At 70.7% G+C, this 20,628-nt stretch carries 17 protein-coding genes; 11 read left to right on the plus strand and 6 right to left on the minus strand.

Features of this window, described 5'->3' with window-relative positions; translation table 11 throughout:
* Positions 1-25 precede the first annotated feature (25 nt).
* Entirely contained in the window at positions 26-1,954 is a 1,929-nt protein-coding gene (locus G5B56_RS01590) for a propionate--CoA ligase (protein WP_310733799.1), read from the plus strand.
* A gap of 98 nt (positions 1,955-2,052) precedes the next feature.
* Entirely contained in the window at positions 2,053-2,895 is an 843-nt protein-coding gene (locus tag G5B56_RS01595; protein WP_009857651.1) for a DNA ligase, read from the plus strand.
* A gap of 10 nt (positions 2,896-2,905) precedes the next feature.
* Here the strand turns inward: G5B56_RS01595 and G5B56_RS01600 are convergent, their stop codons facing one another.
* The 3 genes from G5B56_RS01600 to G5B56_RS01610 form a co-directional block, all read right to left on the minus strand.
* Positions 2,906-4,564, minus strand: a complete 1,659-nt coding sequence (locus G5B56_RS01600) for a PhoH family protein (RefSeq protein WP_164962116.1) — start codon at positions 4,562-4,564, stop codon at positions 2,906-2,908.
* Between the two features lie 107 nt (positions 4,565-4,671).
* Entirely contained in the window at positions 4,672-5,148 is a 477-nt protein-coding gene (locus G5B56_RS01605) for a peroxiredoxin (RefSeq protein ID WP_009859110.1), read from the minus strand.
* A 64-nt stretch (positions 5,149-5,212) separates the two neighbouring features.
* Positions 5,213-5,596: an Mth938-like domain-containing protein gene (locus tag G5B56_RS01610; protein ID WP_164962117.1), complete on the minus strand. Its 384-nt coding sequence runs from the start codon at positions 5,594-5,596 to the stop codon at positions 5,213-5,215.
* A 40-nt stretch (positions 5,597-5,636) separates the two neighbouring features.
* Between G5B56_RS01610 and G5B56_RS01615 the strand changes: the two genes are divergently transcribed.
* The 8 genes from G5B56_RS01615 to clpB all read left to right on the plus strand — a co-directional run bounded on the left by G5B56_RS01615 (position 5,637) and on the right by clpB (position 14,806).
* Positions 5,637-6,869 carry a pyridoxal phosphate-dependent aminotransferase gene (locus G5B56_RS01615; protein ID WP_009859112.1) on the plus strand — a complete coding sequence of 411 codons (1,233 nt, stop codon included), beginning with the start codon at positions 5,637-5,639 and terminating at the stop codon, positions 6,867-6,869.
* A gap of 46 nt (positions 6,870-6,915) precedes the next feature.
* Positions 6,916-8,253, plus strand: coding sequence for a homoserine dehydrogenase (locus G5B56_RS01620; protein WP_009859113.1), 1,338 nt, complete (start codon positions 6,916-6,918; stop codon positions 8,251-8,253).
* Positions 8,250-9,668, plus strand: a complete 1,419-nt coding sequence (gene thrC / locus G5B56_RS01625; protein WP_164962118.1) for a threonine synthase — start codon at positions 8,250-8,252, stop codon at positions 9,666-9,668. The genes G5B56_RS01620 and thrC overlap by 4 nt, the downstream gene beginning before the upstream one ends.
* The gene (glp, locus tag G5B56_RS01630; RefSeq protein ID WP_164962119.1) at positions 9,665-10,912 is read left to right on the plus strand and encodes a gephyrin-like molybdotransferase Glp; all 1,248 of its coding nucleotides are present in this window, start codon (positions 9,665-9,667) and stop codon (positions 10,910-10,912) included. Before thrC ends, glp begins: the two co-directional genes overlap by 4 nt.
* Entirely contained in the window at positions 10,909-11,160 is a 252-nt protein-coding gene (locus G5B56_RS01635) for a MoaD/ThiS family protein (protein WP_164962120.1), read from the plus strand. Before glp ends, G5B56_RS01635 begins: the two co-directional genes overlap by 4 nt.
* 2 nt (positions 11,161-11,162) lie before the next feature.
* A complete protein-coding gene (locus G5B56_RS01640) occupies positions 11,163-11,642 on the plus strand; it encodes a molybdenum cofactor biosynthesis protein MoaE (RefSeq protein ID WP_009859117.1) in 480 nt (159 codons plus the stop codon).
* Positions 11,642-12,136 (plus strand): flavin reductase family protein, encoded by a 495-nt coding sequence (locus G5B56_RS01645; RefSeq protein ID WP_164962121.1) that lies wholly within the window; start codon positions 11,642-11,644, stop codon positions 12,134-12,136. The genes G5B56_RS01640 and G5B56_RS01645 overlap by 1 nt, the downstream gene beginning before the upstream one ends.
* Before the next feature lie 75 nt (positions 12,137-12,211).
* On the plus strand, positions 12,212-14,806 hold the full coding sequence (clpB, locus tag G5B56_RS01650; protein WP_164962122.1) for an ATP-dependent chaperone ClpB: 2,595 nt from the start codon (positions 12,212-12,214) through the stop codon (positions 14,804-14,806).
* A 46-nt stretch (positions 14,807-14,852) separates the two neighbouring features.
* Here clpB and G5B56_RS01655 read toward each other — a convergent pair whose 3' ends face one another.
* Entirely contained in the window at positions 14,853-15,584 is a 732-nt protein-coding gene (locus G5B56_RS01655; protein ID WP_138938940.1) for a hypothetical protein, read from the minus strand.
* A 96-nt stretch (positions 15,585-15,680) separates the two neighbouring features.
* Complete coding sequence (locus G5B56_RS01660) at positions 15,681-16,958, minus strand: hypothetical protein (RefSeq protein WP_164962123.1); 1,278 nt, start codon at positions 16,956-16,958, stop codon at positions 15,681-15,683.
* A 210-nt stretch (positions 16,959-17,168) separates the two neighbouring features.
* On the opposite strand from G5B56_RS01660, the gene nadB reads away from it, so the two are divergent.
* Positions 17,169-18,785 (plus strand): L-aspartate oxidase, encoded by a 1,617-nt coding sequence (gene nadB / locus G5B56_RS01665; RefSeq protein WP_029718792.1) that lies wholly within the window; start codon positions 17,169-17,171, stop codon positions 18,783-18,785.
* Here the strand turns inward: nadB and G5B56_RS01670 are convergent, their stop codons facing one another.
* On the minus strand, positions 18,786-20,591 hold the full coding sequence (locus G5B56_RS01670; protein WP_164962124.1) for a methyl-accepting chemotaxis protein: 1,806 nt from the start codon (positions 20,589-20,591) through the stop codon (positions 18,786-18,788). It lies immediately after the preceding gene.
* Between the last annotated feature and the right edge of the window lie 37 nt (positions 20,592-20,628).

Genomic DNA, 20,628 nt, shown 5'->3' on the forward strand with positions numbered 1-20,628 from the left:
CCGCTCGTCAGCGCCCGGTCTCTTAATCCGCGCCGATAACAAGGAGACAACGATGACCGATTACACCGAGTTTCATCGTCGATCGCTGCAGGATCGCGACGCGTTCTGGGCCGAACAGGCCAGGCTGATCGACTGGCACAAGCCCTTCGAGCAGGTCTGCGACTACAGCCGGCCGCCGTTCGCGAAGTGGTTCGTCGGTGGCGAGACCAACCTCTGCCACAACGCCGTCGACCGCCATCTGGCGACGCGCGCCGACCAGAACGCGCTGATCTACGTCTCCACCGAGACCAACCAGGAGCGCATCTACAGCTACCGCGAGCTGCACGCCGAAGTGCAGCGCATGGCGGCGACGCTGCAGAGCCTGGGCGTCAAGAAGGGCGACCGGGTGCTGGTCTACATGCCGATGATCCCGGAGGCGGCGTTCGCGATGCTGGCCTGCACGCGCATCGGCGCGCTGCACTCGGTGGTCTTCGGCGGCTTCGCCAGCGTCAGCCTGGCCACCCGCATCGACGACGCCGAGCCGACGGTCATCGTCAGCGCCGACGCCGGCAGCCGCGGCGGCAAGGTCGTGCCCTACAAGCCGCTGCTCGACGAGGCGATCCGCCTCGCCGGCCACAAGCCGCAGAAGGTGCTGATGGTCGACCGCGGCCTCGTCGCCTTCGACCGCGTCGAAGGCCGCGACGAGGACTACGCCAGCTGGCGCGAGTGCCACTTCAAGACCGAGGTGCCCTGCGAGTGGGTGGACGCCACGCACCCGAGCTACACGCTCTACACCAGCGGCACCACCGGCAAGCCCAAGGGCGTGCAGCGCGACACCGGCGGCTACGCCGTCGCGCTGGCCGCCAGCATGGAGAAGATCTACCTCTGCAAGCCGGGCGAGACCTTCTTCTCGACCAGCGACATCGGCTGGGTCGTCGGCCACAGCTACATCATCTACGGCCCGCTGCTCGGCGGCTGCGCGACGATCATGTACGAAGGCCTGCCGATCCGCCCCGACGCCGCCATCTGGTGGAGCCTGGTCGAGAAGTACAAGGTCACCTCGATGTTCAGCGCACCGACCGCGGTGCGCGTGCTGAAGAAGCAGGACCCGGCGGCGCTGAAGAAGCACGACCTGTCCTCGCTGCGCGCGCTGTTCCTCGCCGGCGAGCCGCTGGACGAGCCGACGGCGACCTGGATCGCCGAGGCGCTGGGCAAGCCGATCATCGACAACTACTGGCAGACCGAGACCGGCTGGCCCATCCTCAGCCTGTGCAACGGCGTCGAGGCCGCGAAGAGCAAGTTCGGCTCGCCGGGCAAGGCGGTCTACGGCTACGACGTCAAGCTGCTCGACGAGCACACCGGCGAGGAGTTGAAGGGCGCCGGCCAGAAGGGTGTCGTCGCGATCGAAGGCCCGCTGCCGCCGGGCTGCATGCAGACCGTCTGGCGTGACGACAAGCGTTTCGTCAACACCTACTGGAGCAGCGTGCCCAGCAAGCTGGTCTACAGCACCTTCGACTGGGGCATCCGCGACGAGGACGGCTACTTCTTCATCCTCGGCCGCACCGACGACGTCATCAACGTCGCCGGCCACCGCCTGGGCACGCGCGAGATCGAGGAGAGCATCTCCAGCCACCCGAAGGTCGCCGAGGTCGCCGTCGTCGGCGTCGCCGACCACCTGAAGGGCCAGGTCGCGATGGCGTTCGCGGTGCTGAAGGACCCGTCGGTGATCGCCACCGAGGCCGACGCGCTGAAGCTCGAAGGCGAGGTCATGAAACTCGTCGACGAGCAGCTCGGCGCCGTCGCCCGCCCGGCGCGCGTGCGTTTCGTCTCGACGCTGCCGAAGACGCGCTCCGGCAAGCTGCTGCGCCGGGCGATCCAGGCTGTCTGCGAAGCCCGCGACCCGGGCGACCTGACGACCATCGAGGACCCGACGGCGCTGCAGCAGATCCGCGACCTCGTCACGCCCGCCGCCTGATCCGCCGCGCCCTCCGCCGAGGGCGCTTCGCGGAGCGATGGAACGGCGCCGCGTGCGCCGCCAGACTCGGCCCCCGACGCTGATGCGAAGGGGGCCGAATGCCGTTCAGTCGACGTGATTTCCTCGCGGCCGCGCTGGCCTGCGTCGGCCTGTCGGCCCGGGTGGCCGCGGCCGTGTCACCGCCGGCCGTGATGCTGGCGCGCGAAGCCCGGCAGGGCCTGGATCCGGCCGGGTTCCTGGTGAGCGAGAAGCTCGACGGCGTGCGCGCCGTCTGGGACGGCCGCCGGCTGCGCTTTCGCAGCGGCCGCGAGGTCGTCGCACCGCCGGGTTTCGTCGCCCGTCTGCCACCGGTGCCGCTGGACGGCGAGCTGTGGCTGGGCCGCGGCGCCTTCGACGCCGTCTCGGGCCTGGTGCGGCGCGAGTCGCCCGACGACGCCGGCTGGCGCGCGCTGCGTTACGGCGTCTTCGACCTGCCTGGCGTGCCGGGGCCGTTCGCCGAGCGTGCGCGCCGCTTGGCCGAGTTGGCGCGCGGCACGAACGCGTTCTTCGCGGTCGAGCAGCGCAGCGTCGCCTCGGCCTCGGCGCTCAACGTCTGGCTCGACGAGGTCGTGACCGGCGGCGGCGAAGGCCTGGTGCTGCACCGTGCCGACGCGCTCTGGTTGCCCGGCCGCAGCGACGCGCTGCTCAAGCTCAAGCCGCAGCAGGACGCCGAAGCGGTGGTCGTCGGCCACGTCGGCGGCCAGGGCCGGCTCGAAGGCCGGATGGGCGCCTTGCGCGTGCGCGCCGACGACGGCACCGAGTTCCTGCTCGGCACCGGCTTCAGCGACGCCGAACGCGCGGCGCCGCCGCCGGTCGGCACGGTCGTCAGCTACCGCTACCGCGGGCGCACGGCCGGCGGGCTGCCGCGTTTCGCCAGCTTCCTGCGCGTGCGCGAGTTCTGAACGTGGCCGTTCAGAGCACCTCGCTGGCGAAGTCGGCCAGGCGCGACCGTTCGCCGCGTGCCAGCGTCAGGTGGCCGCCGTGCGGCCAGCCCTTGAAGCGGTCGACGGCGTAGGTCAGGCCGCTGGAGCCTTCGGTCAGGTAAGGCGTGTCGATCTGCGCCAGGTTGCCCAGGCAGACGATCTTGGTGCCCGGGCCGGCGCGCGTGATCAGCGTCTTCATCTGCTTGGGCGTCAGGTTCTGTGCCTCGTCGATGATCACGTACTTGTTCAGGAAGGTGCGCCCGCGCATGAAGTTCAGGCTCTTGATCTTGATCTTCGCGCGCACCAGGTCGTTGGTCGCCGCCCGGCCCCATTCGCCGGCGCTGGAGTCGCTGCGGGCCAGCACCTCGAGGTTGTCGTCGAGCGCGCCCATCCAGGGGCCCATCTTCTCCTCCTCGTTGCCGGGCAGGAAGCCGATGTCGTCGCCCACCGGCACCGTCACGCGGGTGACGATGATCTCGCTGTAGCGGCGCTCGTCGAGCACCTGGGCCAGGCCCGCGGCCAGCGTCATCAGCGTCTTGCCGGTGCCGGCGGTGCCGGTCAGCGTGACGAAATCGCACTCCGGGTCCATCAGCAGGTTCAGCGCGAAGTTCTGCTCGCGGTTGCGTGCGGTGACGCCCCAGACGGCGTTCTTGCCGTGCGTGTAGTCGCGCAGCGTGCGCAGCACCGCGGTCTTGCCGGTGATCTCGGCCACGCGCGCGTACAGCGGCGCCGCCCCGGGCGTCTCGAGGTAGACGAACTGGTTGATCAGCAGCGCCGGCACCAGCGGGCCGCTGATGCGGTAGAAGGTGTTGCCCCCCTGCTGCCAGCTCTCCATCGTCTTGCCGTGGCGCTCCCAGAAGTCGGCCGGCAGCGGCAGCACGCCGGTGTAGAGCAGGTCGCCGTCGTCCAGCGTCTTGTCGTTGAAGTAGTCCTCCGCCGGCAGGCCCAATGCGCGCGCCTTGACGCGCATGTTGATGTCCTTGGACACCAGCACGACCTCGCGGTCCTTGCGCTGCTCGCGCAGCGCCTGCACGACGCCCAGGATCTGGTTGTCGGCCTTGCCCTGCGGCAGCCCGGCCGGCAGCTTGACGTCCAGCAGCATGGTCTGGAAGAACAGCTTGCCGCCGGCTTCGCGGTGGCCGGTCTTGGCCAGCGGGATGCCGGCGGTCGAGTCGACGGCGCCGTTCTCGCCGGTGAAGGTGGCCAGCGCGTCGAGTTCGCGGCTGACCTGGCGGGCGTTGCGCGCGACCTCGCTCATGCCCTTCTTGTGGCCGTCGAGCTCCTCCAGCGTGATCATCGGCAGGAAGACGTCGTGCTCGTCGAAGCGGAACAGGCAGGTCGGGTCGTGCATCAGCACGTTGGTGTCGAGCACGAAGAGCTTCACCGGCCCGGTGCCGCGCGGCGAACGCACGCGCGGGCGTGGCGCCGGCACCGGGGCGGGCGCGGCGGCGGGTGCGGGCGCCGGGGTCGGCCGGCGGGCGGCGACGGCCGCGCCGCCGTCGTGCAGCTCCAGCGCGGCTTCGGCCGGGGCCGCCTGAGGCGCGGCGGCCTTGATCGTGCGCTTGCGCGGCTTCGGTGCGGCCTGCGCCTCGTAGTCGGCGGCGGCGAGCAGGTCGGCTTTCTTCGTCGGAGGCTTGGGCAGGGGCATGGTGGGCTCAGGAGAAAGCAAAAAGCCGCACGGCGGACCGTGCGGCTTTCGGCGGGAGCGGGAGGAGGGCACCGCCGAGGCGGCGCCGGACACGCGGGCGTTCGATCTCAGGCAGCCTGCTTGAGGGCCTTGACGGCCTTGAGCACTTCATCGACGTGCCCGGCAACCTTGATGCCGCGCCACTCGGCGCGCATCACGCCGTCGGCGCCGATGAGGAAGGTGCTGCGCTCGATGCCCTTCACCTTCTTGCCGTACATGATCTTGTTCTTGACCACGCCGAACATGTGGCAGAGCTTCTCTTCGGTGTCCGCGATGAGTTCGAAGGGCAGCTCCAGCGCCTGCTTGAACTTCTCGTGCGACGCGAGGTTGTCGCGCGACACGCCGAAGACGACCGCGCCGGCCTTCAGGAATTCCTGATGGTGGTCGCGGAACTGCATCGCCTCGGTCGTGCAGCCGGGCGTTGCGTCCTTCGGGTAGAAGTACAGGACCACAGCGTGGCCGAGGTTCGCTGAAGGCGTGAACTTCACGCCGCTGGTCGCGAAGGCTTCGAATTCCGGAAGGGTCTTGTTGACAACGGGCGTCATGGATGGTTTTCTCGGAACGTAGGCAGCCGTCGCCGGCTCAACACGTGATTATAAAACGCCTGCATTACGACCCATCGCCCTCCAAAACGAGAGCCGCGACAACCTCGCGTTCCTCCGCGGCGAGAACGTTGTAGGTGCGGCACGCGGCGACGGTGTCCATGGTCTCGACGCCGATGCGGCGCTCGATCAGCGGGCGCAACAGCGCCGGCGAGACGAATCGCAGCCTGCGGCCCGAGCCGAAGATCACCAGCTCGGGGCGCAGCTCGGCGAGGCGCTCGAAGTGCTCGGCGGTCAGCGCGTCCAGCGACGGCGCCTCCCAGGGCAGCACGGCCCCCTTCCAGGGCACGACGATGCTGTGGAGGAAGGCGCTCGGCCCCACCCACACCTGCCCGGCGTCGTGACGCGTGATCACGTTGGCGCCGCTGAACCTGTCCGGCTGGAATTTCATGCGTGGATAATTCTAGGTTCCCTCACGAAAGCCGCCTGCCTTGAAGCCCATCGCCAAGTCCAGCAAGCTCGCCAACGTCGGTTACGACATCCGCGGTCCGGTGCTCGACAAGGCCCGGCAGATGGAGGAGGAGGGCCAGCGCATCATCAAGCTGAACATCGGCAACGTCGCCGCCTTCGGCCTGATGCCCCCGGACGAGATCGTCCAGGACATGATCCACAACCTGCCGTCGCAGGTGGCCGCCGGCTACACCGACAGCAAGGGTCTGTTCGCGCCGCGCAAGGCGGTCGTGCACTACACCCAGGAGAAGCGCATCGCCGGCGTGACCGTCGACGACGTCTACCTGGGCAACGGCGCCTCCGAGCTGATCGCGATGAGCATGAACGCGCTGCTCGACGCCGGCGACGAGGTGCTGATCCCGGCGCCCGACTACCCGCTGCACACCGCGGTCGTCTCGCTGTCCGGCGGCACGCCGGTGCACTACCGCTGCGACGAAGGCTCGGGCTGGCTGCCCGACCTCGACGACATCCGCGCCAAGGTGAGCCCCAACACCAAGGCCATCGTCGTCATCAACCCGAACAACCCCACGGGCGCGCTGTACCCGGTGGACCTGCTGAAGGACATCGTCGAGATCGCGCGCCGGCACCAGCTGATCGTCTTCGCCGACGAGATCTACGACAAGACGCTGTACGACGGTGCCGAGCACACCAGCATCGCCTCGCTGGCCGACGACGTGCTCTTCGTCACCTTCAACGGCCTGTCCAAGAACTACCGCTCCTGCGGCTACCGCTCGGGCTGGATGGTGGTCTCCGGCGAGAAGCGCTACGCCCGGGACTACATCGAGGGCCTGAACATGCTGGCCTCGATGCGGCTGTGCGCCAACACGCCCGGCCAGATGGCGATCCAGACCGCGCTCGGCGGCTACCAGAGCATCAAGGACCTCGTCGCCCCGGGCGGCCGGCTGCTCAAGCAGCGTGACCTGGCCTGGGAGATGATGAACGCGATCCCCGGGGTCAGCGTCGTCAAGCCGAAGGCGGCGCTGTACATGTTCCCGCGCCTGGACCCGAAGGTCTACCCGATCGCCGACGACCAGCAGTTCGCCTACGAGCTGCTGGAGCAGGAGCGTGTGCTGATCGTGCAGGGCACCGGCTTCAACTGGCCCGAGCCCGACCACTTCCGCCTCGTCTTCCTGCCCAACCTGGACGACCTGACCGAGGCCATCGGGCGCATCGAGCGCTTCCTCGCCGGCTACCGCAAACGCCACTCCCTTTAAGCCACCCGGGCCGCCGCGTCGGCCCCCGTTCCCGGAGAGACCCCGCATGAAACCCATCCAGGTCGGCCTGCTCGGCATCGGCACCGTCGGCAGCGGCACCTTCACGGTGCTCAACCGCAACCAGGAGGAGATCCGGCGCCGCGCCGGGCGCGGCATCGAGATCTCGATGGTCGCCGACCTCGACGTCGAACGCGCCCGCGGCATCGTCGGCGACCGCGCCCGCGTCGTCGCCGACGCGCGCGAGGTCATCGCCAACCCCGAGATCGACATCGTCGTCGAGCTGATCGGCGGCTACGGCATCGCCAAGACGCTGGTGCTGGAGGCGATTGCCGCCGGCAAGCACGTCGTCACCGCCAACAAGGCGCTGCTGGCGGTGCACGGCACCGAGATCTTCGAGGCCGCACGCGCCCAGGGCGTGATGGTCGCCTTCGAGGCCGCGGTGGCCGGCGGCATCCCGATCATCAAGGCGCTGCGCGAGGGCCTGACGGCCAACCGCATCGAGTGGGTGGCCGGCATCATCAACGGCACGACCAACTTCATCCTCTCGGAGATGCGCTCCAAGGGGCTGGACTTCGCCGCGGTGCTGAAGCAGGCGCAGGCGCTGGGCTATGCCGAGGCCGACCCGACCTTCGACATCGAAGGTGTCGACGCCGCGCACAAGGCGACGATCATGAGCGCCATCGCCTTCGGCGTGCCGGTGCAGTTCGACAAGGCCTATGTCGAGGGCATCACCGCGCTGCAGGCGGCCGACATCCGCTACGCCGAGCAGCTCGGCTACCGCATCAAGCTGCTGGGCATCACCAAGCGCCGCGACGACCTGGCGACCGCGCCGGGCGGCGCGGGCGGCATCGAGCTGCGTGTGCACCCGACGCTGGTGCCGTCGCAGCGCCTGATCGCCAACGTCGAGGGCGCGATGAACGCCGTCGTCGTGCAGGGCGACGCCGTCGGCAGCACGCTGTACTACGGCAAGGGCGCCGGTGCCGAGCCGACGGCCAGCGCCGTCATCGCCGACCTGGTCGACATCACCCGGCTGCACACCGCCGACCCCGACCACCGCGTGCCTCACCTGGCCTTCCAGCCGGGCTCGCTGCAGGACACGCCGATCCTGGCCATCGACGAGGTCGTCACCTCGTTCTACCTGCGTCTGCAGGTCGCCGACCAGGCCGGCGTGCTGGCCCGGATCACCGGCATCCTCGCCGAGCACGACATCTCGATCGACGCCGTGCTGCAGCGCGAGAGTGCCGAGGGAGAGAAGCAGACCGACCTGATCATCCTGACGCACGACACCGTCGAGGGCCGCATGCGCGCCGCGCTGGCGCAGATGCAGGCGCTGCCGACGGTGCTCGCCCCCATCGTGCGCATCCGCAAGGAGGAGCTGAAGTGAAGTACCTCAGCACCCGCGGCGACCTCACGCCGCGCGGCTTCTCCGACATCCTGCTCGAAGGCCTGGCGCCCGACGGCGGCCTGTACCTGCCGACGCACTATCCGCAGGTTGATCCGGCCACGCTGCAGCGCTGGCGCGGCCTGTCCTACGCCGACCTCGCGTTCGAGATCCTGTCGCTCTACATCGACGACATCCCGGCCGCCGACCTGAAGCGGCTGGTGCACGCCGCCTACACCGAGGCCGTCTTCGGCACGCCCGAGATCACGCCGCTGAAGCCGCTGGGCGATGGTCTCTGCCTGCAAGCCCTGTCCAATGGCCCGACGCTGGCCTTCAAGGACATGGCGATGCAGCTGCTGGGCCACCTGTTCGAGTACGAGCTGGGCCGCCGCGGCGAGACGCTGAACATCCTCGGCGCCACCTCCGGCGACACCGGCAGCGCCGCCGAGTACGCGATGCGCGGCAAGAAGGGCGTCAACGTCTTCATGCTCAGCCCGCACGGCCGCATGAGCCCGTTCCAGCAGGCGCAGATGTTCAGCCTGCAGGACGCCAACATCCACAACCTGGCCGTCGAAGGCGTGTTCGACGACTGCCAGGACATCGTCAAGGCCGTCAGCAACGACCTCGAGTTCAAGCGCCGCCACAAGATCGGCACCGTCAACTCGATCAACTGGGCGCGGCTGCTGGCCCAGGTCGTCTACTACTTCGCCGGTTATTTCCAGGCGACGAAGAGCAACGACGAGCGCGTCAGCTTCGCCGTGCCCTCGGGCAACTTCGGCAACATCTGCGCCGGCCACGTCGCGCGCATGATGGGCCTGCCGATCCACCGCCTGGTGCTGGCGACCAACGAGAACGACGTGCTCGACGAGTTCTTCCGCACGGGGACTTATCGCGTGCGCGGCAGCGCCGAGACCTTCGAGACCTCGTCGCCGTCGATGGACATCAGCAAGGCGAGCAACTTCGAGCGGTTCGTCTTCGACCTGCTGGGCCGCGACGCGGCGCGCACGCGCGAGCTGTTCGGCGCCGGCGTCTCGCAGCAGGGCGGCTTCACGCTCGCCGCCGAAGAGCACGCACGCTGCGCCGGCTTCGGCTTCGTCTCGGGCCGCAGCACGCACGCCGACCGCCTGGCGACGATCGCCGCCACCTGGCGCGAGACCGGCGTGCTCGTCGACACCCACACCGCTGACGGCCTGAAGGTCGCGCGCGAGCACCGTGACGCCGGCGTGCCGATGATCGTGCTCGAGACCGCGCTGCCGGCCAAGTTCGCCGCGACGATCACCGAGGCGCTGGGCGCCGACGCGCCGGTGCCGCCGCGCCCGGCGGCGCTGGCCGGGCTGGAGGCGCTGCCGCGCCGCTTCACCGTCGTGCCGCCCGACGCGGCGACGGTCAAGGCCTTCATCGAGGCCCACGCCGGATGAACGCGCCGCAGCCGCTGATCTCGCTGGACGAGGCGCTGGCGCGGCTGGTCGCCGGTGTCGCGCCGCACCGCATCGTCGAGACCGAGTCGGTGCCGACTGCCGACGCGCTCGGGCGCGTGCTGGCGGTCAACGTGCTGTCGATGCTCGACGTGCCGCCCGGCGACAACAGCTCGATGGACGGCTGGGCGGTCAACACCGCCGACGTGCCGGCCGCCGGCACGGTGCTGCCGGTGTCGCAGCGCATCCCGGCCGGTGTCGTCGGCCAGCCGCTGCGCCGCGGCACCGCGGCACGCATCTTCACCGGCGCGCAGATCCCCGCCGGCGCCGATGCCGTCGTCATGCAGGAGCGCTGCGAAGCGATCCCCGGCGACGGCCTGGGCGCGGTGCGCATCGGCGAGCTGCCGGCCTTCGGTCAGTGGATCCGCCGCCGCGGCGAGGACGTGCTGCACGGCGCGATCGTGCTGCACAAGGGCCGCCGGCTGACGCCGCAGGGCCTGGGCCTGGCGGCCTCGGTCGGTGCGGCGACGCTGGCCGTCTGCCGCCGCCCGCGTGTGGCGCTGTTCTCCACCGGCGACGAGCTGGTGATGCCCGGTGAGCCGCTGAAGCCCGGCGCGATCTACAACTCCAACCGCTACACGCTGCGCGGCCTGCTGCAGGCCGGCGGCTGCGAGGTCACCGACCTGGGCATCGTGCCCGACCGCCTGGACGCCACCTGCACGGCGCTGGAGCGTGCGGCGCGTTTCCACGACCTGATCCTCACCAGCGGCGGCGTCTCGGTCGGCGAGGAAGACCACCTGAAGGCGGCGATCCAGGCCCAGGGCACGCTGGAGCACTTCCAGATGGCGATCAAGCCGGGCCGGCCGCTGGCCTTCGGCACGGTGCGCCGCGACGACGGCACGTCGGCGCTGGTCGTCGGGCTGCCGGGCAACCCGGTGTCGAGCTTCGTCACCTACCTGCTCTGCGTGACGACGGTGCTGCGTGCGATGCAGGGCGCCCCGGCGGCGCTGCCGATGGGCCTGCCGCTGCGCGCCGACTTCGACTGGCCGCGCCCCGACCGACGGCGGGAGTTCGTGCGCGTGCGCCTGAACGACCAGGGCGGGCTCGACCTGTTCCCCAACCAGGGTTCGGGCGTGCTGACCTCGGCCGCGTGGGCAGACGGCCTCGTGGATATCCCGGCGGGCCAGCGCATCGTTTCCGGCGAAACGGTACGCTATCTGCCGTTATCCGAACTGATCGCCCGATGAAGATCCAAGTGCGCTACTTCGCCTCGCTGCGCGAGGCGCTCGGCCCCGGCGAGACCGTGGAGCTGCCCGATGTCGCGACGCTCGGCGGCCTGCGTGACGGCCTGGCTGCACGCGGCGGCCCCTACGCCGACGTGCTGGCGCGCGGGCGGGCGGTGCGTTGCGCACTCAACCAGGTGATGAGCGACGAGGCGGCGGTCGTGCGCGACGGCGCCGAAGTGGCGTTCTTCCCGCCGGTCACCGGCGGCTGAACGTGGCGCGCGTCGCGATCCAAGGCGAAGACTTCGACGTCGGCGCGCTGTTCCAGGCACTTCACGCGGCCGACGCCGGCACCGGCGCGGTCGTCGGTTTCGTCGGCACCGTGCGCGGCCGTGACGGCGTTCACGACGTGCAGGCGCTGGAACTGGAACACTACCCGGGCATGACCGAGCAGGCCATCGAGGCCATGATCGACGCCGCCGTCGGCCGTTTCGGCCTGCGGGCGGCGCGGGTCGTGCACCGTGTCGGCCGCCTGGCGGCCGGCGAGAACATCGTCTTCGTCGGCGTCGCCGCCCCGCACCGGCGCGCCGCCTTCGAGGGCTGCGAATTCCTGATGGACTATCTGAAGACCCAGGCGCCGTTCTGGAAGAAGGAAACGACGCCCGAGGGCTCGCGCTGGGTCGACGCGCGCGCGGCCGACGACGCGGCGCTGGCCCGCTGGGGCCTGGACTCGGACAACGCCGCGAACGCCTGATGCACCGTCTGGACCCCTCCGACCCCAAGCAGCTGCGCCGCGCGCTGGGCCATTTCGCGACCGGCGTCACGCTGGTCACCTGCGCCGATGCCGATGGCCAGCGTGTCGGCCTGACCGTCAGCTCCTTCCAGGCCGTGTCGCTGGACCCGCCGCTGGTGTTGTGGTCGCTGCGCGAAGCCAGCCCCAGCCTGCCGGCCTTCCGCCAGGCGAGCCATTTCGCCGTCAATGTGCTGTCCGAGGCCCAGCTCGGGCTGTCGCGGCGTTTCGCCTCGCCGGTGCCCGACAAGTTCGGCGAAGGCGACTGGCACGCCGGCGAGGGCGGCGCGCCGGTGCTCGCCGGCTGCGCCGCGGTCTTCGAATGCGAGACGGTCTCGGCCCAGGCGGCCGGCGACCACGTGCTCTTCATCGGCCGCGTCTGCCGGCTGGCGGACGCCCCGATGGCGCCGCTGCTCTACCAGGGCGGACACTACCGCCGGCTCGGCGACTCCCTCTGACGCGTGCGTCGGCACGCGGCGGCGGGCTTGAAAAGCCGCCGTCCAGCCCGAATTGCAGGGCAACGGAGGATTCCCATGCGTGCTGACAAACTGACGACGGCGTTCCAGCAGGCGCTCGGTGACGCGCAAAGCCTGGCCGTCGCGCGCGACAACCCCTACATCGAGCCCTCGCACCTGCTCGCGGCGATGCTGCAGCAGCCCGATGGCCCGAAGGCGCTGCTCGAGCGCGCCGGCGCCAACACCGGCGCGCTGACGACGGCGATGGAAACCGCGATCCGCAACCTGCCCCAGGTGCAGGGCGGCGGCCAGCCGGTGCAGCCTGGCCGCGACCTGATGGCGCTGCTGCAGGCGGCCGACAAGGAAGCCACCAAGCGCGGCGACCAGTTCATCGCCAGCGAGATGTTCCTGCTGGCGCTGGCCGAGGCCAAGACCGACCTCGGCGGCATCGTCCGCGGCCACGGCCTGACGCGCAAGTCGCTGGAGGCGGCCATCGAGGCCGTGCGCGGCGGCCAGAAGGTCGACTCGCCCGAAGCCGAAGGCCAGCGCGAGGCGCTGAAGAAGTACACGCTGGACCTGACCGAACGTGCCCGCCAGGGCAAGCTCGATCCGGTGATCGGCCGCGACGACGAGATCCGCCGCGCGATCCAGGTGCTGCAGCGCCGCAGCAAGAACAACCCGGTGCTGATCGGCGAGCCGGGCGTCGGCAAGACGGCCATCGTCGAAGGCCTGGCGCAGCGCATCGTCAACGGCGAGGTGCCCGAGTCGCTGAAGAACAAGCGTGTGCTGTCGCTGGACATGGCCGGCCTGCTGGCCGGTGCCAAGTACCGCGGCGAGTTCGAGGAGCGGCTGAAGGCGGTGCTGAAGGAGGTCTCGGCCGACGAGGGCCGCATCATCCTGTTCATCGACGAACTGCACACGATGGTCGGCGCCGGCAAGGCCGAAGGCGCGATCGACGCCGGCAACATGTTGAAGCCGGCGCTGGCGCGCGGCGAGTTGCACTGCATCGGCGCGACCACGCTCGACGAATACCGCAAGTACGTCGAAAAGGACGCCGCGCTCGAACGCCGCTTCCAGAAGGTGCTGGTCGACGAACCCAGCGTCGAGGCCACCGTCGCCATCCTGCGCGGGCTGCAGGAGAAGTACGAGGTCCACCACGGCGTCGAGATCACCGACCCGGCGATCGTCGCCGCGGCCGAGCTGGGCCACCGCTACATCACCGACCGTTTCCTGCCCGACAAGGCGATCGACCTGATCGACGAGGCTGCGGCCAAGATCAAGATCGAGATCGACTCCAAGCCCGAGGCGATGGACCGGCTGGACCGGCGCATGATCCAGCTGAAGATCGAGCGCGAAGCGGTGAAGAAGGAGCAGGACGAAGCCTCGCAGCGCCGCCTCGGCCTGATCGAGGAAGAGCTGCTGAAGCTGCAACGTGAATACAACGACCTCGAGGAGATCTGGACCGCCGAGAAGGCCCAGGCCCAGGGCAGCGCCCAGGTCAAGGAAGAGATCGACCGCATCAAGTTCCAGATCGAGGAACTCAAGCGCAAGGGCGACTTCAACCGCGTCGCCGAGCTGCAGTACGGCAAGCTGCCGGAGCTCGAGAAGCGCCTGAAGGAGGCCCAGGCCAAGGAGGCCGGCAAGGCCCAGGGCGGCCAGGGCCCGCAGCTGCTGCGCACGATGGTCGGTGCCGAGGAGATCGCCGAGGTCGTCTCGCGCGCCACCGGCATCCCGGTCAGCAAGCTGATGCAGGGCGAACGGGACAAGCTGCTGCAGATGGAAAGCCGTCTGCACGAGCGTGTCGTCGGCCAGGACGAGGCCATCGTCGCGGTGGCCGATGCGATCCGCCGCAGCCGCGCCGGCCTGTCCGACCCGAACCGGCCGCTGGGCAGCTTCCTGTTCCTCGGCCCCACCGGCGTCGGCAAGACCGAGTTGTGCAAGGCGCTGGCCTCGTTCCTGTTCGACAGCGAGGACCACATGATCCGTGTCGACATGAGCGAGTACATGGAGAAGCACTCGGTGTCGCGGCTGATCGGCGCGCCGCCGGGCTACGTCGGCTACGACGAAGGCGGCGCGCTGACCGAGGCCGTGCGGCGCAAGCCCTACAGCGTGCTGCTGCTCGACGAGGTCGAGAAGGCGCACCCGGACGTCTTCAACGTGCTGCTGCAGGTGCTCGACGACGGCCGCCTGACCGACGGCCAGGGCCGCACGGTGGACTTCAAGAACACCGTCATCGTGATGACCAGCAACCTGGGCTCGCACCTGATCATGCAGATGGCCGGGCAGCCCACCGAGCTCGTGCGCGAAGCGGTCTGGGGCGAGGTGAAAAGCCACTTCCGGCCCGAGTTCCTGAACCGCATCGACGAGGCGGTGGTCTTCCATGCGCTCGACGAGAAGAACATCGAGGCCATCGCGAAGATCCAGCTGAAGCTGCTCGAGACGCGGCTGGAGAAGCTGGAGATGAAGCTCGAGGTCTCGCCGGCGGCGCTGGCCGAGCTGGCCAAGGTCGGCTTCGACCCGGTGTTCGGCGCCCGGCCGCTGAAGCGTGCGATCCAGCAGCGCATCGAGAACCCGGTCAGCAAGCTGATCCTGCAGGGCCGCTTCGGGCCCAAGGACGTGATCCCGGTGGACGTGCTCGACGGCCAGTTCAGCTTCGAACGCACGGTTCACTGAGGCGGGACGTGCAAGGCCGGAAGGCCTTGCACGCCAGCGTCAGGCTTCAGGGGCGCCGCCCGTTCACCTCGATCGCGGTGGCTTCCGCTGTCCAGTCGGCATCGCCGGGTGAGGTCTGAACTTCCTTGATGAGCACGCCGGTGCCGACCAGCAGCCAATGCGTGTTGGAGTAGTCGGGCGTCGTGCTGTCGAGCTGCAGGCGGCACGCCTGGTAGGTTCCCGCGGGGACGGTGATCTGCTCGATGCCTTTGAAGGTCACACGCAGGTTCGGCGTGTGGCTGTAGTGCAGCGCGACCGATTGTCCGGGCTCCAATGCGTAGGTCGTGTCCACCACCGGCGGTTCCTCGGGCAGCGTCGTGAACACGGTGTCTGCGTCGGTACCGTAGGTCAGGCCGTAGTCCGTGCGTTCGGCCGTGCCCGTGCGCCGGCCGTAGTACCGGTAGACGCCGGTGACCGCTTCGGGCGTCCCGAAGAAGGTCGTCACCGTCGTTTCGTAGGCCTGATGGCCGTTGAAGTCGACCGGGCCTGCGACGCTGCCGACGTCGACGTAGTCCAGTGTCTCGCTGTCGCCCTCGGAGAACGATCGGAAGGCCACGCGGAAGCTGGATCCCGGGCTGTCGCCAAGCTGAGCGTCGTAGCAGACGGCGGCGGTCGATGCCGAGCCGGGTTCAGAGGGCGTTTCAGGATTTGCCGGATCGCCAACGCCCCCGCCGCCGCAGGCGGCCAAGGACGCAGCGGCGGCAAGGGCTGCGAGACGACGGGCGGTCATGGACATCATGCGAACCTCCTGGCTGCGGATGCCCGGCGGGCATCCCCGAAGCCAAGGTAGGCGCGAGCCGCTTACCCCCGAGTTACCGTGCCGCGGGCCGATGCCTCAGACCGCCCCGCTGGGCGGCGGCGTCAGGCGTTCGAGCTGCATGCGCGCCAGCGTCAGCGCGTTGGCGCTGCCGTGCAGCACCAGGTGCAGCACGATGCCCGGGTGGCCGCGCACCGGCTGCAGCACCAGATGCTGCTGGTCGAAGCTGATCGCCGCCTGCGGCGCGGCGCCGGCCAGCCCCAGCGAGCGTGCGGCGCCGGCCATCGCGTCGATCAGCAGCGAGCCCTGGGCGGCCAGCGGCTCCGAGGCCGGCGTGCTGCCGGCATGCGCGAGCGCACGCTGCGACACGAGGTCGAAGACGCAGCCGCTGACCGCGCTCTTGACCGCCAGGCAGCGCTGCAGGTAGTCGGCCCATAGTGCCGCCACCGGCGCGGCCACCGGCCGGGCGGGTGCTGCCGGCGCGCCCGGGCGGCTGCCGGACAGCGCCGGCCCGGCCGGCATCAGGTCCATCGCCATCGTCGGCGCCTCGGGCAGCGGCACCGGCGGCGGCGGCAGCGCCTGCTCGATGTCGGTGTTCAGCGCGGTCTGGGCGGCACCGTGGCCGCTCATGCGGTTCCAGGCGCCGCTGATGAAGGACCAGGCGTCGTTCGGGCGTGCCGCCAGCGGCGTCACGCGCACGGAGATGCCGCTGCTGCCGCCCAGGCGTGCCGCCTGCGCCGCCAGCGTGCCGGCGGCGGCCAGCGGCAGCAGCAGCAGGTCGCGGTTGGGCCAGGGGGCGCGCGCGATCGCGTCCTGCAGCGGCTGCAGCGTCGACTGCAGCGCATGCGCCGGCAGCTCGCCGACCATCAGCACGCCCAGCCGGCTGCGGCCCAGCAGCACCAGGGCCAGCGCCTGGCGCGTCTGCGTGTCGGCGTTGAGGTCGGTCGAGTAGATGCGCACGTGGTTGCCGTCGGCCAGCGGCACCTCGACGAACTGCACGACGGCCAGCGCGACGCCGTGGCCCTGGCGGCGGATCGTCAGCCGCTGCACGCGTGCGCCGGCGGCACCGGCCAGCGCGCCCAGCAGGTGCAGCGAGGCCTTGGTACCGACGTCGTGCAGCGTGATGAACTGCGGCGCCTGGCGCTCGAACTGCTGTTGCAGCGCGGTCGCGGGATCGGTGCTGACGAACAGCTCGACCTGGTCGTCGGCGATGCGCCGGCCGATGTCGCGCAGCCCTTGGCCGAGGTAGTCCTCGCGGTCGCGCACGATCTGCGTCGCCGGCGACAGCAGTTCGGGGTCGCGGCTGGAGCGGTAGGCGGGCGGCGGCCAGGGGAGCTTGTCGTGGGATCGGGTCATGGCACGAGGCTGGGGCCGCCCGGCGGACGGCTCGCGTCATCATAGGTAATGCGCCCGCGCGGGCCGATCAAGGATTGCCGCTCTAGGGGGGCTCCCGCGGTTGCAGCTCACGTCGGCTGCTCCGCCCGCCGCCGGCCGGCCGGCCGAGTGCGCGTTCGTAGAATGCCTCTCTCCTCACGGGAACCAGCGGCCGTCGTGTGCCGCGCCACCATGTCCACGGATTCCACTTCTCCGGGCACCGCGCCCGTCGTCGTCGTCGGCGCCGGCCTCGCCGGCCTGGTCGTCGCGCTGAACATCGCCGACACACGGCCGGTCATCGTGCTCGCCAAGCGCGCCCTGGGCGAAGGTGCCACCGCCTGGGCGCAGGGCGGCATCGTCGGCGTGCTCGGCCAGGACGACAGCATCGAGTCGCACGTGCGCGACACGCAGGAGGCCGGCGCCGGCCTCGTCGACGAGAACACCGCACGTTTCATCGCCGAGCGCAGCGCCGCGGCGATCGCCTGGCTGGTCGACGCCGGCGTGCCGTTCTCGGTCGACCCCGAAGGCCCGCTGGGCTTGCACCTGACACGCGAAGGCGGCCACGCGGTGCGCCGCATCGCCCACGCCGCCGACGCCACCGGCCGCGCGATCCACGACGCGCTGCTGGCGCGCGCCGCCGCGCACCCCAACATCAGCCTGCGCGAGCGCTGGATGGCGGTGGACCTGATCACCTCGCGCCACCTCAAGCGCGACGAGACGCCGCGCTGCTACGGCGTCTACGCGCTCGACATGGACAAGCGCCGCGTCGAGACGCTGGCCGCGTCGGCCGTGGTGCTGGCCACCGGCGGCCTGGGCAAGGTCTACCGCTACACCAGCAACCCCGACACCGCCACCGGCGACGGCGTCGCGATGGCCTGGCGTGCCGGCTGCCGCGTCGCGAACATGGAGTTCGTGCAGTTCCACCCGACCTGCCTGTACCACCCGCAGGAGCGCAGCTTCCTCATCACCGAGGCGCTGCGTGGCGAAGGCGGCCTGCTGCGCCTGCCCGACGGCACGCGCTTCATGCCGGCGCACGACGAGCGTGCCGAACTCGCGCCGCGCGACATCGTCGCCCGCGCGATCGACTTCGAGATGAAGAAACATGGCCTGGACCACGTGTGGCTGGATGCCACGCACCTGGGCGAGGACTTCCTGAAGTCGCACTTCCCGACGATCCACGCGCGCTGCCTGGAGCTCGGCATCGACATCGCGCGCCAGCCGATCCCGGTGGTGCCGGCGGCGCACTACAGCTGCGGTGGCGTCGTCACCGACCTCGACGGCCGCAGCGACCTGCCGGGCCTGTACGCGATCGGCGAGACCGCCTACACCGGCCTGCACGGCGCCAACCGTCTGGCGAGCAACTCGCTGCTGGAGTGCGCCGTGCTCGGCCGCACCTGCGCCGAGCGCATCCTGGCCACCGATGGCCACCTGCCGGCCTTGCCGCCGCCCTGGGACGAGAGCCAGGTCGAGGACGCCGACGAGGAAGTCGTCATCGCCCACAACTGGGACGAACTGCGCCTCTTGATGTGGAACTACGTCGGCATCGTGCGCACGACGCGCCGGCTGGAGCGTGCGCTGCACCGCATCAAGCTGCTGCGCGACGAGATCGACGACTACTACGCCAACTTCCGCGTCACGCGCGACCTGCTGGAGCTGCGCAACCTCGTCGGCTGCGCCGAGCTGATCGTGCGCTCGGCGCTGCGCCGCCACGAGAGCCGCGGCCTGCACTTCAGCCGCGACTTCCCGGACACGCTGCCGGTCAGCTTCCCGACCGTGCTGATCCGCCCGGCCAAGAGCCCGAAACGCTGATCAGCCGAGGCGGAAGCCCCGCACGACGCCGGCCAGGCGCTCGGCCTGCTCGTGCAGCGACTGCGCGGCGGCCGCCGACTGCTCGACCAGCGCCGCGTTCTGCTGCGTCGCGCGGTCGAGCTCGCCGACCGCGGCATCGGCCTGCACGATCTCCTCGTGCTGCGCCGCCGCGGCGGCGGTGATCTCGGCGATCGTGTCGTTGACACGCTGAACGCCGGCGACCAGCTCCTCCATCGTGCGGCCGGCTTCGGCCACCAGCGCGGCGCCGTTCTCGACCCTGTCGACCGAGGCGCCGATCAGGCCCTTGATCTCGCGTGCCGCGGCCGCCGAGCGCTGCGCCAGCGCGCGCACCTCGCCGGCCACCACCGCGAAGCCGCGGCCTTCCTCGCCGGCGCGCGCCGCCTCGACCGCGGCGTTGAGCGCCAGGATGTTGGTCTGGAAGGCGATGCCGTCGATGACGCCGGTGATGTCGGCGATGCGGTGCGAGGCCTGGTTGATCTCGTCCATCGTCGTCACGACCCGCTGCACGACCTCGCCGCCGCGCGCCGCGACCTCGGCGGCGCGGGTCGCCAGATCGTGCGCGACACGCGCCGAGTCGGCGCTCTCGCGGCCGGTGCCGTTGATCTGCTGCATCGCGCTGGCGGCGCGCTGCAGGCTGGCGGCGGTCTGCTCGGTGCGTGCCGACAGATCGGTGTTGCCGCCGGCGATCTCGCCCGCGGCGACGTGCACCGAGTCGCTGGCTTCGCGGATCTGGCGCACCGCCTGCTCGATCTTGGCGACGAAGGCGTTGAAGTGGCGCGCGATGCTGGCGAGCTCGTCGCCGCCCTCGCTGGGCAGGCGCCGGCTCAGGTCGCCGTCGCCCGAGGCGGCTTCGGCCATCGCGTGTTCCAGCGCCTGCAGGCGGCGCAGCTGGCGGCCCAGTGTCCAGGCGAGCAGCAGCACCGCGACGACCGTCACCACCAGGCTGGCGGCCACCGAACGCCAGACCATCGCCATGACGCCGGCCAGCGCCTCGTCGCGGTCCAGCGCCAGCACCAGCAGCCAGTCGGTGCCGGCCACCGGTTCGGCGCGCACCAGGCGCGGCTGGCCCGCGATGGCCAGCTCCGCCAGCCCGTCACGGCCGGCCAGCGCCGCCAGCGCCTGCGGCACCAGCCCGGGCGAGAGTTCGGCCGCCGGCTTGAGCAGGCGTGCCGCGTCCTCGTGCACCACCACCTGGCCGGTGCGCGAGACGAGGAAGGCGCTCGTGCCCGGCGTCGGCCGGATCGAGCCGACGACCTTGACGACGCCGTCCATGAACACGTCGCCGGCGACGACGGCCTGGCCGTCGTCCACCGCCTGGGCGAAGGTGACGACGAGTTTTTTCGTCGCCGCGTCGAGGTAGGGCGCGGTCAGCACCGGCTGGCCGGCGGCGGCCGCGGCCAGTTGGTACCAGGGGCGCGCCGTCGGGTCGTAGCCGGGCGGCAGATCCTGCGGCTTGGAGAACTCGATGCGCCGGTCGGCGTGGGCGACGTAGGTGGTGTCGAAGCCGCCGGCGGCCTCGGCCTGCTGCAGCGCGGGCACCGGGTCGGCCGCCGCGGCGCTGCCGGCCATCGATCGCACGACTCGCTGATGCTGCTCGACCCAGCCGCCGAGGTCGGCGGCGTGCGCGCGCGCCAGCGCGGTGCTCTGCGTGTCGAGCTGCAGCAGCGCCTCGGTGCGGGCGCCGATCGCGTTGACGATGGTGAGGCCGGTGAGGCCGGCGAGGACGAGGCCTGCGGTCGTGGCGACCAGGCGCACGCGCAGCGAGGCTGAACGAAGGTACTTCATCGGTCTTCAGGACAAGGTTGCGGGGAGTCCGTCAGGA

Origin of the sequence: Rubrivivax sp. JA1026, assembly GCF_011065555.1 — a bacterium.
In the GTDB taxonomy this organism is placed as follows: Bacteria; Pseudomonadota; Gammaproteobacteria; order Burkholderiales; family Burkholderiaceae_C; genus Rubrivivax; species Rubrivivax benzoatilyticus.